This window comes from Ruegeria sp. N8 (assembly GCF_056531325.1).
Map to the genome: position 1 here is coordinate 355,086 of NZ_JBQFLQ010000003.1, position 14,239 is coordinate 369,324.

The following is a 14,239-nucleotide window of genomic DNA, read 5'->3' on the forward strand; positions in this document are numbered from 1 at the left end:
GGGATCAGCTATGATCCTTCATCAACCGCTGCTTCTGACGTGACCAATCGCGTTTGGCCTGCGATTCACGCTTATCGTGCAGTTTCTTACCCTTGGCGATGCCGATCTTCAGCTTAGCCCGACCCTTGTGGTTGAAATACAAAACCAGCGGCACCAGCGTCATGCCCTTTCGCTGAGTCGCGTTCCACAGATTCGACAATTCTTTGCTCGACACCAACAACTTGCGGCGGCGGCGTTCTTCGTGTTTGAAGACTTTAGCCTGCTCATAGGGCGCGATATAGCTGTTGATCAGCCACAGCTCACCGTCATCGACCGAGGCATAGCTTTCGGCAATGTTCGAACCACCCGCGCGCAGAGATTTGACCTCGGAGCCTTCCAGTACAATGCCGCACTCAATATCCTCTTCGATCGCGTAATCGAAGCGGGCCCGCCGGTTTTCGGCGATGACTTTGTAATTCGGGTCGGTCTTCTGCTTTTGCTTGGCCATGACGCGTTGATTTAGGCGGCTTGGCGCGGCCTTGCAAGCCCTCAGGTCTTGGCGGAGATGATCAGGTCGGGGCCGAAAATCGTGTCGGCGTGGTTGTGCAGATAAATCTTGAGCCAGGGCGTGAATCGCGCGGGGTGGCGCTGCACCTCGGCCAGAAGGTCGTGATAGTCGATCCAGCGGATATCCATCACCTCATCTGGGTTCGGTTCGATCTGCAATGGCCCACGTACATGGGCGAGGAACACGTCCACCACCTCATGCTCGATCATCGAATTGCCCACATCGGCGTGGTATTCCAGCCGGTGGCGATATTCTGGATAAAGCCCGGTAATCCCCAACTCTTCGCGCAGGCGGCGCACTGCGCATTCCGAGGGCGTCTCACCCCAGTCGGGATGGGTGCAGCAGGTATTCGCCCACAGGCCCGGCGTGTGGTATTTGCCCATCGCCCGACGTTGCAGCAAAATCTCGGTCCCGCGCACGACAAAGACCGACACCGCCTTGTGCCGCAAACCCTTTTCATGCGCTTCAAGCTTGTCCACGGGGGTCAACTCGCCATCGACCCAGGCCGGGATCATGATTCCCATCTTTCAACTCCTGCTGCCTGCCCGACGGACAGGTCGGACTCGTTCGGCTGCGTATTTCCAAGGTGGCGATGTTGAGCACTCATATCAATCGCACGAAAGGCCGCAGGGGGACTGCGGCCTTTCGATGAATCACAGTAGATCGGTGTCAGATATTATTCGCCCGAAACGCTGACGATATAGGCATAGACGTCTTCACCGCCGGATTTCAGCCGGAAGGTCATTTTCGACTTGGCCGCTGTGTCATCCAGATAGGTTTTCAGGAAGGCTTTGGGGTCCTGAACATATCCAACGAAAGTCGTTTCATCCCAGACCAGGCCATTTTCACCTGCAGCGACAAGGCTGTCGCCATATTTGAATCCATCAACGGTACCAGCGGTACGGCCTGCGATGGCGTAGAGGTTCGGACCGGTCTTGCCGCCTTTGACGATGGCTTCACCGGAGGCATCGGCGATCTGGTGGCAGGACTTGCATTTGTTGAACGCTTTCTTGCCCGCTTCGGCGTCACCTTCTGCATAGGCAGGAAGGGCCAGAAGACCGGCAACTGCGGTGGCGAGGATACGATTCATAGCTTTTGCTCCGATACGAATTGGCTGCACTGAATGGATCGTCAGTGTAGATGAGAGTCAACGCGCAGATTGCCGCGCGATGGCACTGTGTCACAGCCCGACTTTGGTCGTCCTTAACTTAAGTCATGTATCTGTGACCAACAGGGTAACAGATCCTCTGTCTGTGGCGTCGCCTCAAAGATGGCGCGACCTATGGCGCGGGCCAGACAGACGGCCGCTGCGTGTCCCAGCGCTCCTATCTGCATCGGGTCACCCCCAAGCGGGCGGGTCCCCGTGCTGACTGCAAAGACCAGGTCCCCGTCGCCCGGCGTATGGGCGGGAACGATGGCGCGGGCAATACCATCATGGGCGGCAACCGCCATTCGATGACATTGCGACTTGGACAGTTTGGCGTCGGTGGCGACAATCGCGATGGTGGTATTTGCTTTGTCCGGCGCCGCCGGGTGCATGGCCTGCGCCTTGCGGCTGGGGGCGGGGTGTCCCAGGCCCGAGGACGGGTCTGGGCCGAGCCCTCCGAATTCATTACCCACTTCGAACGGAGCGGCCCAGAAATGGCGATCGCCCGGCGTGGTGACGCTGCCCAGTGGATTCGCCGCCACCATAGCGCCGACCGTGACGCCATTGGGAAGAACGGCTGAGGCCGAGCCCAGCCCGCCTTTTTGCATCGCTGCCAATGCGCCGGTGCCAGCCCCGATGCTGCCGAGTTCAAATTGATCTGAGGCCGAGAGATACGCTTGATGACCCAAGCTGCGATACGGGTTTTCCACCCATGCCTTTTCACCGCCGTTCAGCAAGTCAAACAGGATGGCGCCCGGAACGATGGGGACCACAGCCGCGCCAACGGCGAAGCCCCGACCCTGCGCGCGCATGGCATCCGAGACGCCGGAGCAGGCATCTAACCCGAAGGCCGATCCCCCGGACAAAACGATGGCGTCGACTCGGTCCACGGATTTGTCCGGGGCGAGAAGGTCCGTCTCACGCGTGCCCGGAGCGCCGCCCATCACATGGACCGATGCGGTGAATGGGCTGGCGGAGGTCAGGACTGTGGTGCCGGATTTCAGCGCGGCGTCCTGTGCGTTGCCGACCAGCAGGCCGGGGATATCGGTGATCAGGTTTTTGGGTCCGGGTGTCACGACTAGCTGGTCCGATGGGGGCGGGAAGCGCGCAGGCGCGCTGCCTCCGGCGGGGATATTTCTGGCCAGATGAAGGGCGGATCAGATACAGCGGCCACCATCGACCTCCAAAGCTGTGCCGGTGATCATGCTCGCCTCATCCGAGCAAAGGAACAGGGCGGCGTTTGCCATGTCTTGCGGGGTTGAGAAGCGGCCAAGCGGGATAGTTGAGAGGAATTTGGCACGGATTTCCGGGGTGTCTTCGCCCATGAAGGATTTCAGCAGTGGAGTTTCACCGGCCACCGGGCAGATGGCGTTGACGCGCACGCCGGATGGGGCCAGTTCCACAGCCATGGTTTTGGTGGCCGTGATCATCCAGCCTTTGGACGCGTTGTACCAATTCAGGTTCGGGCGCGGCGACAGGCCCGCCGTGGAAGCCACATTGAGGATCGCGCCTGTGCCGCGTGCCTTCATCGCAGGGACAAAGGCGCAGGCGGTCAGGTAGACAGATTTCATGTTCACTTTGAAGACGCGGTCGAAATCATCCTCAGTCACGTCCTCTAGCGGAGTTGGCAAGTGGGTAACGCCCGCATTGTTGACCAAAATATCGAGGGTTCCAAAGGTTGCGGCTGCGGCGTCGGCCATGGCCTGAACCGAAGCTCGATCAGCTACATCCACCTGTTGCGCGGTGGCTTGGTCGCCAAGGGACGTGACCATGTCTTGTGCCGCGTCGCCGTTGATATCTGCAACCATCACGCGGGCACCTTCGGCTATGAATGTCTGCGCGATGCCTGCACCGAAACCGGATGCACCGCCGGTTACGATTGCCGTTTTACTCTTAAGCCTCATAGCCTTGCCCTCCCGTTTGGTGGTCAGACTAGCAAGGCGCGGGGAAACTGCCAGTTCAATCTTCGTTAACCCGTCCGCGCAGTGCCTTGACGTCAGAGCGCGCCTTTTTCGCTGCCAGCCGCCGTTTAACCGAGCCATAGGTGGGTTTGGTGGCGATGCGCCGTTTGGGTTTGACCAGCGCGCGGGAAATCAACTCGGCCAGACGGGCGCGGGCCAATTCTCGGTTCCGGGCTTGTGACCGAGTTTCCTCGCACTGGATGATGATCGCGCCGTCTTTGGTCCAGCGCCGTCCGGCCAACCGTTTCAGCCGCGCCTTGACCGGATCGGGCAGGGATGGTGAGCGCGCGGCCTCGAACCGCAACTCGACCGCGGTCGAGACCTTGTTCACATTCTGCCCACCGGGGCCGGAGGACCGAACAAAGGTCTCGGTCATTTCCCAGTCTTGCAGGATGATATCGTCGGTGATGCGCAACATGAGGCGGACCTTAGCGGGCGCGGGCGGAAACAAAAAGGGCCGCCCCGGTGGGACGGCCCTTCGAAAGTACAGGAGGTTGGGTCGGTTAGATCAATCGACCAGCCGGGGTAAACACCCCGCCAAGGGCTGCCCTAGCAGGCGATCCCCCCGGTTGTTCCGACACCTCTCTCCAATCTCTTTCTCGACACTGGATCACCTCCTTTTCTATCTGTTGCGGTTGATAAGGATGGTGACACAAGATGCGCTATTCTCAAAGCACTTTTTTATGCGGGCTGTGCAGTCAATCGACCAACGATCACTTTGAACGGGATCAGGGCGATCAGGGCCAGCGACAGTTTTACCAGCCAATCCGCAAAGGCCAGCGTCACCCACAAGGGTGCCATCGGGCCGGTCAGCATGAAGGGCACGGGCTCCCACGCCCAATTGATCGCGGCGTCCGCATTGGCGCCGAAGAACGTGACCGAGGCCGAGAAGGCCAGCGTAAAGAAGATCGCCGTATCCAGCGCAGATCCAACCAGTGTCGATACCAGTGGCGCGCGCCACCAGCGTCCGCCGCGCAGCGAATTGAACACGGTGACGTCGGTCAGTTGCGCGATCAGGAAAGCGGTGCCCGAGGCTACGGCGATGCGCAGCGGGACGGCGGCATAGGTGAACCCGTCACCTTGCAACAGGATCTGGCTGCCGATCAGCGAGCAGATGATGCCAGTGACAAACCCGGCGAACACGACCTTGCGGGCCGGGCCCACGCCGTAGACGCGGTTCATGATGTCCGTGACCAGAAAGGCCAGCGGGTAGGTGAAAGCACCCCAGGTCAACAGCCCGTCAAAGATCAGGAACTGGACCAGAAAGTTCGAGGCCACGACAATGGCGGCCATGGCAAAAATGCCGGGAATAAAGCTGCGTTGCATATTTTGATGCCCGTTTTGTCAAGGTAGCGGCGACTTGGCCAAGGGACCGTCCCAAGGCAAGCCGTGCGTTTAGACCCTTGGGCCGTGTGTGTCAATCGGGCAGCAGATACTCGACCAGTTCGGTGCGTTGCAGCGCCAGAAAGTTGTCATCCGAGATCATGGTGGCGTGCAGGCGCTGCTGATCGTCGCGCCAGATCGACAGCCCTTCGAGGTTGTCATGGGTGCCGGTGGTGGTTTCGAACAGAATCTCCTCAGAGCGGGGCACATCGCCGGTGATCAGCCAGCGGCGCAGACGTGAACGAAAGCCAGTCCAACCCACCGCACGTTCCAGCAGGTAGAACCGACCATCTGGGCCAAAATCAGCGGCAACGGGAAGAAATTTACCGCGCTGCGGCAAGGTAAAAGGCATCGACCAGCCCTGACCGTCCCAGCGATAGACGGGAATATCACCCTGCGCGGTGCGGTTCTTTTCCGGCAAGGTATAGAGACGACCGCTGGAATCCATCGCCAGCGCCTCGAACGACCCGTTGCCATTCAATGCGTCGAACGTTTTAGGGCGCGGCAGAACACGGGCTTTGGCCTTTAATCCGGTGTAATGCGCGACACGGTGGATACCCTCGAAAGAGATGTAATAGCTGCCATCCGGGGCAACGGCGATCCCTTCGGAATCGCCCGCTGTGCCAGACATGGCGCGCCCAGTGCTGGACAAAAGCCGCGCGTGGTCGGTCAGGGTGACGCCGGTGATCTGGCCCCTGTCGCGCTCGATCCGAGCCTCGATGACCGTGGACCGATCGCTAAGCGCGATTATGCGCTGCCCCTGATCATAGACATGAACGGCAGAAAATCCGCCGAACCACGCGGCGGGGTGTTTCCAGGTGTAGCTGCTCAGGTGGGAGGCCGTTTTTGCCTCAACTGCCCAAACAGCACCTGCGACCAGAGACGCGGTGATCAGTTGGATTGCAGAACGGCGGCGCATTGTTGGGGCAGATCGGCAAGTCGGTATTCTCGCCGGGGCTTCGGCGCAGGCGCATTCGGGTCCGGTGGCGGCGGGTTGAGGATGTTGTTCACCCATTCCTGCGCCTGTGCGCAGCCGTCACCCTTGGGGGGTGGGTCCTGATTGACACAGCCGCGCGACCCTCTCGGGCAAGCCAGGCGAACGTGGAAGTGATAGTGATGCCCCCACCAAGGCCGGATCTTACGCAGATAGGAACGGTTGCCTTTCTCATCCTTGCACATTTGCACTTTGGCACCGGGGAAGACAAAAATCCGAGCGACGCGCTTGTCCTTGGCAGCTTCGCGCAGCACCGCGTGGTGTTGCTTGGTCCAATTGCCGTTTACAAAGGCCCCGTTTTCACGGCGCAGGGAGATGGACGAGATATTCTCGCGCGCCTTGCGGGACAGGCGCATATTGTCACCGGGCAGCATCCAGATGTCGATATCCAGACCCAACTGGTGCGAGCGGTGCCCCGAGGTCATCGGCCCGCCCCTCGGCTGGCTGATATCCCCGATATAGAGACCATTCCACCCCGGCTGTTTCGCCGCAAACCGGCTGAGGTCCTGCACGAAGTCGATCGCCTGCGGATGCCCCCAATTGCGGTTGCGCGACAGGCGCATGGCCTGCCAAGTCGGACCGGTTTCGGGCAGCTGCACTGATCCGGCCGCGCATCCGCGCGAATAACTGCCGAAAGCGGCCGGTTTTTGAGCCGAGCTTTGCTTTTGCGCGCCAAATAGCTGCTTGGCCAGAGGTTGCGCCCCGGCCGTTCCTGCCAGTGTCAATGCGGCCAGAACGGCCAAAAAACGTAATAAAATCATCTGCTCTGATCCCCTTCCGGTTTCACCCAGCGCATCAGGACTAGACCCAGAATAAACAAAGCGATGATTGGTGACACCCCCAGACGCGCACTGCCCGTCGCAGTTGTTGCAATTCCGATCAGCATGGGCGCGGCAAAGGCGGTTGCGCGCCCTGACAGACCATATAGGCCAAAGCTTTCCACCGGAGCCGTAGGATCGGTATGACGCACCATCAGCGACCGGCTGGCCGATTGCAGAATACCCCCCATACCGCCGATCAGAACGCCACAGCCGAAGAACACCATGTCCGGCAGGCCTGACCCTTCGGGCAATGTGATCCCGTAAATCTGTGTCCGGTCCATCGACACCACCGTGACGCAGACAAAGATCAGTACCCAGATGGCGACCAAGATCACTGGTTTAGGGCCGTATTTCTTGTCTGCCTTGCCCCCAATCCACGCAAAGATGGCCGAGGCCAGAACGCTCACAATTCCAAACACGCCGATCTTGATAAGGCCCCATTCCAGCACCAGCCGCGCATAGACCCCGCCAAAGCTGTAAAGCCCGTTCAGCGCGTCGCGATAGAACATGGACGAGCCCAGATAAGTCGCCAGACTGACCCGGTGGCGCAAGTCCGAGATGGATTTGCCCAGCAGTTTCAGCGCATCCCCGACCGAACCCTGTTTTCCGCTGTCAGGATCGTCCTTTACCCACAGGAAATACGGCACCATGAACAGGACGAACCAGATCGCGGTAAAGGGCCCGACGAAGCGCGTGCCCTCCTGATTGGCCGCATCCAGCCCTAGGATCGGTGCAATCCCAATCAGCGTCTTGCCGTTGGGTTGTTCGACGAACAGCGTCAGCATGATCGCCAGCGAGATCAACCCGCCGAAATAGCCAAAGGCAAAGCCCGAGCCTGAAATCTCACCCACTTCATTATCATCGCCCAGTTCGGGTAGTTGCGAGTTGATAAAGATTAGCGCGTATTCAGCGCCCACAAAGCCCAGACCAAAGGCCGACAACATCAGCCACATGTTTGACCCGTCCGGCAGCGTGTACCACAGCGCGGCGGACCCCACGGCATACATGACCGAGAACGCGAATATCCACGGGATACGCCGCCCCGACACATCGGCCATCGCCCCCAGCAACGGCGCGCCAAATGCGATGATCAGCCCGGTGATCGTCAGGCAATTGGCCCAAACCGTCTGCGCCCGCGCCGCGGCGGCTTCGGCATCCAGCCCGGTGCCGCTGAAATACCCCGCCGCAATCCCTGCGAAATAGGGGCCAAAGACAAATGTCACCAGCAATGTATGAAAAGGTTGCGACGCCCAATCGAAAAACCACCAGCCCCAGATGCGCTTGCGCTTGGAAATCTCTGCCATGACCGCCCCTGTTTTTTTCTTGCGTCAATAAGACGGGGCTTTGGGTCAATTCGCAAGCGTTCTGTGGGCGCGGGCTTGCTCTTTGACGCAAGGGCGCTTAGGTCTCAGGCAATCGACCACCCGGAGGCCCCATGCTGTCGTTGATCCAAATTCTGCTGCTGATCCTGGACATTGTCTGGTTCATCATTCTGGCCCATGTGATCATGAGCTGGCTGATCAACTTTCAGGTGCTCAACCTGCATCAGCAACTGGTGGCACAAATCTGGTACGGCCTGAACCGGATACTCGAACCGATCTATGGCCCCATACGGCGTTTTTTGCCCAATATGGGCGGGTTGGATCTGACACCTCTGGTCGTGCTGATCGGCGTCTATGCGCTGCGGATCATTCTGATCAACAACATGGTCTATTTCGTCTGACCTCTTGTTCACCGAATCTTAGTATGTGATTGTCCTGTCTTAAGAGCAGAAAAACCTTAAAACAGGGCAACCCCGCAGATGTTCGACTCCGCGCCTTTGCTGCGAGATGTCTTTGGATTCGACGACTTCCGACCCGGTCAGGAAGAGATCGTCGACGCCGTGACGGCAGGCGAGAACGTGCTGGCTATAATGCCCACGGGCGGTGGCAAATCCCTGTGTTTCCAACTACCTGCCCTGTTGCGCGACGGGGTGACGGTGGTGATTTCCCCCCTGATCGCCCTGATGCGCGATCAGGTGCGCGGGCTGCAAGAGGCCGGGGTTGCGGCTGGCGCGCTGACCTCGGGCAACACCCCCGAAGAAACCGATGCGGTGTGGGAGGCGCTGGAGGCCGGGCGGCTGAAGCTGCTCTACATGGCTCCCGAACGTCTGGCCGCCGGGTCAGCTCTGGGCATGCTGCGCCGGATCAATGTCGGCCTTATTGCGGTGGACGAGGCGCATTGCGTCAGCCAATGGGGCCATGATTTCCGCCCCGATTACCTGCGGATCGGAGAGCTGCGGCGCGCACTGAACGTCCCCTTGGCGGCTTTTACCGCCACAGCGGATGCGGAAACGCAGGATGAGATTGTCGAGAAACTGTTCGACGGCACCGCACCCCGCAAATTCCTGCGCGGCTTTGACCGACCCAACATCCATCTGGCCTTTGCTGCCAAAGACGGGCCACGCAAACAGGTGCTGGATTTCGCCGCCGCGCGCAAAGGGCAATCCGGCATCGTTTATTGCGGCACCCGCAACAAGACCGAGGTGCTGGCGCAGGCCCTACGTGCCGAGGGCCATTCGGCCTGTCACTATCACGGCGGTATGGACCCCGAAGATCGCCGCATTGTCGAAACCCGCTTTGCGCGCGAAGATGGACTGATCGTGGTCGCGACCGTCGCCTTTGGTATGGGCATCGACAAACCCGATATCCGCTGGGTCGCCCACGCGGACCTGCCGAAATCCATAGAAGCCTATTATCAGGAGATCGGGCGCGCCGGACGTGACGGCGACCCTGCGGAAACGCTGACCCTGTTTGGCCCCGATGACATCCGCCTGCGCCGCGCGCAAATTGACGAGGGGCTGGCCCCACCGGAACGCCGCATGGCCGATCATGCCCGTCTGAACGCCTTGCTTGGGTTGGCCGAGGCGCTGGTCTGCCGCCGTCAAACCCTGCTGGGTTACTTCGGTGAACAGGCTGAACCCTGTGGCAAATGCGATCTGTGCGATGCCCCGCCCGAGGTATTCGACGGCACCACGCCGGTTCGCATGGCCCTGTCTGCCATCTTGCGCACCGAGGAATGGTTCGGCGCAGGCCATCTGATCGACATCCTGCTGGCCAACGAAACCGACAAGGTCCGCGCGCGGCGGCATGATGCGCTGTCCACATGGGGCATTGGAAAAGACTGGTCCCGCCCGCAATGGCAGGCGATTTTCCGGCAGATGATGGGGCATGATCTGGTCCGCCCAGACCCCGACCGCCATGGCGCGCTGCGCATGACCGAAGCCGCCAAACCGATCCTGAAGGGCGAGGCGCAGATCAACCTGCGCAAGGACACGATCCGCAAAGCCACCCGCCGCCCCGCCGTCAAAGCGATGGTGGCCGAAGAAGACGCGCCGCTGCTCAGTGCCCTCAAGGCCAAACGCCGCGCGCTGGCGGAATCGCAGCGGGTGCCCGCGTATGTGATCTTCCCCGACCGCACCCTGATCGAAATGGCGGAAACCCGCCCCATGACGCTGGACGACATGGCCCGGATTGGCGGCGTCGGCGCGAAAAAGCTGGAACGCTATGGCGACACCTTCCTTGAGGTGATCGCAGGCGAGGCCGCCGCGCTGCACCCTGCTCGGCGCAAACTGGCCGGGCGCGATCAGGGGGACATCTACGACCAGCTTTTGGCCGTTCAGAACGATCTGGCGCGTGGGCCTGACGGGATCGACAAACCGCTGACCTGCTCTGCCTCGCAATTGGCCAAGGTCGCGCAATTGCGCCCCGGTGATCAGCGCGGGCTGGAACAAGTGCTGGGCGATCGTCGTCACGAAAGGTTTGGGGCCGCTTTTCTGGACGTCTTGCAACAAGCGGGCTAGATACCCCGAACAGGCAAGCGAAGAGGGCGGATATGCTGGTAGTGATTTCCCCGGCCAAGCGGCTGGACTGGGCCGAGCGCGATGTGACGGTCACGCAACCCGACTTTCAGGACGACGCGATCCGGCTGTCGAAAACCGCCCGAAACCTGACATTGGGCGATCTGAAAAAGCTGATGGACCTGAGCGACGATCTGGCCCGCCTGAACCGTGACCGATACCGCGCCTTTTCCGATGCGCCCGAGGCCGAATTGACCCGTCCCGCCGCGCTGGCCTTTGCCGGCGACACCTATCAGGGGCTTGAGGCCGCATCTTTGGATGCCGATGAAATGGCATGGGCGCAGGATCACCTGCGGATTCTGTCGGGGCTTTACGGCGTATTGCGCCCTCTGGATGCGATTCAAGCCTATCGGCTTGAAATGGGCAGCAAGCTGAAAACCCGGCGCGGCAAGAACCTGTATGAATACTGGCGCGATCAGCTGAGCAAGGCTTTGAACGCGCAGGGCGTGCAGATCGGATCGGACGTGCTGGTGAACTGCGCCAGTCAGGAATATTTCGGCGCGGTTGATCCCAAAGCGCTCAAACTGCGGGTGATCACTCCTGTGTTCATGGAGGACAAGGCGGGCACCCCCAAGATCGTCAGCTTTTTCGCCAAGAAAGCGCGCGGGGCCATGGCGCGCTATGTCATCCAGCACCGCCTGACCGATCCTGCGGGGCTGTTGGACTTTGACAGCGGTGGGTATGAATACCGCCCCGACCTGTCATCCGAGGACAAACCCGTCTTTGTGCGCCCCTATCAGGCCTGATCCCGCATCGAAGTGTCATAGGCCACCAGCTCGACCGTATTGCCTTCGGGGTCTTCGGTGAAAATACCGCGCCAACCGATCCAGCCGAACTGCTCGACGCGGTAAGGCTGGCCCAACTGGTCATACCAGCGCAGGACGGCCTCTTGCTCCTGAAACGGCAAAGACAAAGCAATGTGATGCAGCGATGACCCGGCCCCAGTCGTGGGGCGGCCTGCACCTGCGGGATGCAAACCGGGGCGCGGAGCGGCCGTGTGATGGAACAAGGCCAATACCTGCGTGTGGCCGCCAAATCCTGGGCCAATTCGAAATAATGTGATGGCGCTGTTGTGGTCGCCGCTCAGGCGCTCCAACCCGATGACATCCTCATAGAATGCCACCATTGCGCGCATGTCTGCGCACCGAATGGCAATCTCGCCCAATGCGCGCGGTTGAAATCCACGGTCCGACATGGGTACAACCTAGGTGGGTTCCTTTGCGCTATCAATCACCGGCTGTGCGTCATCAGGCTCATGATCCAAGATCATCTGATGAATTTTCCGCTTTTGCAGCGGCTTGGTCAGGTAATGATCCAACCCCGCAGACAGGATACCCTGATCATCGCCCGCCATCGCATGCGCCGTCAGCGCAACGATTGGCACAGCGCGCCCTGTCTGGATCTCATGCCGCCGAATCTCACCCGTAGCCTGTTTTCCATCCATTCCGGGCATCGAGATATCCATGAAGATCAGGTCGGGGTTAAAATTCATATAAGCCTCAACCGCCTCGGCCCCGTTATTAGCGAAGCGCAGGTCAATGTTCAGCGTCTTGACCATCTTTTGCAGGATCAACTGGTTCGTCCTGTTATCCTCAGCCGCCAAGACGCGCATCAGGCGCTGATCCAAGGTGTCTGTGACGGGCGCTGGCTCGGTTTCCTGTTGGGCGGGGGCATCCACCTTGTGTTGACCCAATGCAGTCAGGCGCGCGTAAAGCTCGGATCGCGGGATGGGTTTTTGCAAGACCCCTTCGATCAGGTGACGGGCGGGATTGGCATGTATAGTGCCGGGATTGGCAGACATGACCACAATCGGCAACTCACCCCAGCCCCGTTCCTTCAATGTGGTGGCAAGTTCCAACCCATCCATATCCGGCAGGTCGTGGTCGCACAGCACTAGATCGACCGATGAGTCGATAGCCGCCAACGCCTCACCCCCAGAGGTGCAGACAGTGACCCGAGACCCCAGCCGCCCAAGTTGTTTGGACAAGATCGCGCGGTTGACCGCCAAATCCTCAACCACCAGCACATGGTTGAGCCTGCCTTCAAGATCAGGTGGTTCGGGCTGAGGACCTTCGGCCGTGGGCAGTGATATCCGAAACCCAAAGCACGAACCCTGCCCCGGATCGCTTTCCACCCAGATCGTTCCGCCCATCAACGTGATCAGACGCTTGGTGATAGCCAAACCCAGCCCGGTTCCTTCGAACTGGCGGTTTTTCTCATCTTCGACCTGATTAAACTCTCCAAAGATGTGGTCAATTTTCGCCTGCTCGATCCCGATGCCGGTATCTTCGATTGCCACGTGAATATCGCAGCTTTGCGCCTCGGCATTGGGGACGCCGGTGACGCGGATCAGCACATGGCCGTTGGCAGTGAATTTGACAGCGTTGCCCACCAAATTGGTCAGAACTTGCCGCACCCGCCCCGGATCGCCAACAAACAGTGTGGGCAGGAACAAGTCATAGTCGACCAGCAAGGTCAGCCCCTTGTCCCGCACACCCGGTTGCAGCAACATCGCGACCTCAAGGATACAGCGTTCGAAATCGAACTGCTCGGGGTGCAGGACCAGCTTGTCAGCCTCGATCTTCGAATAGTCCAGAACATCGTTGATGATGACCAGCAACGCCTCGCCCGAATTGCGAATTGTATTGAGATAGAGCCTTTGTTCCTCATCCAAAGGTGTCTCGTCCAGCAATTCGGTCATGCCGACGATCCCGTTCATTGGGGTTCTGATCTCGTGGCTCATATTCGCCAGAAAGGCCGACTTTGCCCGATTGGCCGCTTCGGCCCGTTCTCGCGCTGATCGCAATTCAGCCTCATGCCGGACTGAAGCCGAAATATTCAGCGCTAGACTAACCACATCGCCGCCGTTGCCACGCTGATCGATGAGTTTGAAGTAGTGACCGTTCCATAGACGAATGACTTCGGGTTGCGGGTTGGCTTGCGTCCACCGTACCTTCATTCTTTCTATCCAGTCCGGGGCAGCCTCATCTCCAAGGTCGATCAGGCCCTCGGCTGTGAGAATTTCCAGAATACGGGGATAGGCAATGCCCGGCGCCACTTCTTCAATTCCGTCAAAGACGCTCAGATAGGCCGTATTGGCGCCGATCAGACGGTTATTACTGTCGAAAAACGCAAACCCGTCATGGAAGGTTTGAATCGAGTGCCACAGCCGCCGCTCAGCCACTTCAATCTTTGCATTGGCCAGTGTGAGGTCCGATTTGACCTTCTCATTCTCACCGCGGACGGTTTCAACCTCGGCCTGCGTCTCGCCAATTCGTTTGGTCAGAGCTATGGCGTGCAGGCCAAGCTTGCGGTTGGCCGCCGATAACTCGGCCTGTTTCATTTCAAGCAAGCGCTCAGCGGCAAGCCGCGCACGCCGTTCTTGTGCCAGTTTTGTTGCAAGACTCATCGTGGGCGATCCTCGGGCCATTCCGTCCCAGCATCCGGGCAGAGAGTGAAGAACTGCTTAAGCCGTTGCTTGGAAGCCA

Annotated in this window: 15 protein-coding genes; 3 read left to right on the forward strand and 12 right to left on the reverse strand. The window is 59.7% G+C overall.

The window, feature by feature from the left end; translation table 11 throughout:
• Positions 1 to 4: 4 nt before the first annotated feature.
• From smpB to ACR0C5_RS09520, 10 genes are all read right to left on the reverse strand, one after another.
• Complete coding sequence (smpB, locus tag ACR0C5_RS09475; RefSeq protein WP_480876148.1) at positions 5 to 487, reverse strand: SsrA-binding protein SmpB; 483 nt, start codon at positions 485 to 487, stop codon at positions 5 to 7.
• 41 nt (positions 488 to 528) lie between these two features.
• The gene (gene idi, locus ACR0C5_RS09480; protein WP_170355873.1) at positions 529 to 1,071 is read right to left on the reverse strand and encodes an isopentenyl-diphosphate Delta-isomerase; all 543 of its coding nucleotides are present in this window, start codon (positions 1,069 to 1,071) and stop codon (positions 529 to 531) included.
• 152 nt (positions 1,072 to 1,223) lie between these two features.
• Positions 1,224 to 1,637: a c-type cytochrome gene (locus tag ACR0C5_RS09485; RefSeq protein WP_170772938.1), complete on the reverse strand. Its 414-nt coding sequence runs from the start codon at positions 1,635 to 1,637 to the stop codon at positions 1,224 to 1,226.
• Positions 1,638 to 1,750: 113 nt separating this feature from the next.
• On the reverse strand, positions 1,751 to 2,770 hold the full coding sequence (locus ACR0C5_RS09490; protein ID WP_480876150.1) for a P1 family peptidase: 1,020 nt from the start codon (positions 2,768 to 2,770) through the stop codon (positions 1,751 to 1,753).
• 81 nt (positions 2,771 to 2,851) lie between these two features.
• Positions 2,852 to 3,598: an SDR family oxidoreductase gene (locus tag ACR0C5_RS09495; RefSeq protein WP_170789506.1), complete on the reverse strand. Its 747-nt coding sequence runs from the start codon at positions 3,596 to 3,598 to the stop codon at positions 2,852 to 2,854.
• Positions 3,599 to 3,653: 55 nt separating this feature from the next.
• A complete protein-coding gene (gene arfB, locus ACR0C5_RS09500; RefSeq protein WP_170772944.1) occupies positions 3,654 to 4,073 on the reverse strand; it encodes an alternative ribosome rescue aminoacyl-tRNA hydrolase ArfB in 420 nt (139 codons plus the stop codon).
• Positions 4,074 to 4,336: 263 nt separating this feature from the next.
• Positions 4,337 to 4,981: a queuosine precursor transporter gene (locus tag ACR0C5_RS09505; RefSeq protein WP_170789505.1), complete on the reverse strand. Its 645-nt coding sequence runs from the start codon at positions 4,979 to 4,981 to the stop codon at positions 4,337 to 4,339.
• A gap of 91 nt (positions 4,982 to 5,072) precedes the next feature.
• Positions 5,073 to 5,957 carry an esterase-like activity of phytase family protein gene (locus ACR0C5_RS09510; protein WP_480876152.1) on the reverse strand — a complete coding sequence of 295 codons (885 nt, stop codon included), beginning with the start codon at positions 5,955 to 5,957 and terminating at the stop codon, positions 5,073 to 5,075.
• On the reverse strand, positions 5,930 to 6,793 hold the full coding sequence (gene mepA / locus ACR0C5_RS09515) for a penicillin-insensitive murein endopeptidase (RefSeq protein WP_480503481.1): 864 nt from the start codon (positions 6,791 to 6,793) through the stop codon (positions 5,930 to 5,932). Before mepA ends, ACR0C5_RS09510 begins: the two co-directional genes overlap by 28 nt.
• A complete protein-coding gene (locus ACR0C5_RS09520) occupies positions 6,790 to 8,157 on the reverse strand; it encodes an MFS transporter (RefSeq protein WP_480876155.1) in 1,368 nt (455 codons plus the stop codon). The genes mepA and ACR0C5_RS09520 overlap by 4 nt, the downstream gene beginning before the upstream one ends.
• Before the next feature lie 131 nt (positions 8,158 to 8,288).
• On the opposite strand from ACR0C5_RS09520, the gene ACR0C5_RS09525 reads away from it, so the two are divergent.
• The 3 genes from ACR0C5_RS09525 (at position 8,289) to yaaA (ending at position 11,497) form a co-directional block, all read left to right on the forward strand.
• Positions 8,289 to 8,576 (forward strand): YggT family protein, encoded by a 288-nt coding sequence (locus ACR0C5_RS09525; protein WP_353008684.1) that lies wholly within the window; start codon positions 8,289 to 8,291, stop codon positions 8,574 to 8,576.
• Between the two features lie 78 nt (positions 8,577 to 8,654).
• Positions 8,655 to 10,694, forward strand: coding sequence for a DNA helicase RecQ (recQ, locus tag ACR0C5_RS09530; RefSeq protein ID WP_480876157.1), 2,040 nt, complete (start codon positions 8,655 to 8,657; stop codon positions 10,692 to 10,694).
• Positions 10,695 to 10,726: 32 nt separating this feature from the next.
• Positions 10,727 to 11,497 carry a peroxide stress protein YaaA gene (gene yaaA / locus ACR0C5_RS09535; protein WP_480876158.1) on the forward strand — a complete coding sequence of 257 codons (771 nt, stop codon included), beginning with the start codon at positions 10,727 to 10,729 and terminating at the stop codon, positions 11,495 to 11,497.
• Here the strand turns inward: yaaA and ACR0C5_RS09540 are convergent.
• Entirely contained in the window at positions 11,488 to 11,946 is a 459-nt protein-coding gene (locus ACR0C5_RS09540; RefSeq protein ID WP_480876159.1) for a VOC family protein, read from the reverse strand. The genes yaaA and ACR0C5_RS09540 overlap by 10 nt on opposite strands.
• Before the next feature lie 9 nt (positions 11,947 to 11,955).
• The gene (locus tag ACR0C5_RS09545) at positions 11,956 to 14,160 is read right to left on the reverse strand and encodes a response regulator (RefSeq protein WP_480876161.1); all 2,205 of its coding nucleotides are present in this window, start codon (positions 14,158 to 14,160) and stop codon (positions 11,956 to 11,958) included.
• Positions 14,161 to 14,239 lie beyond the last annotated feature (79 nt).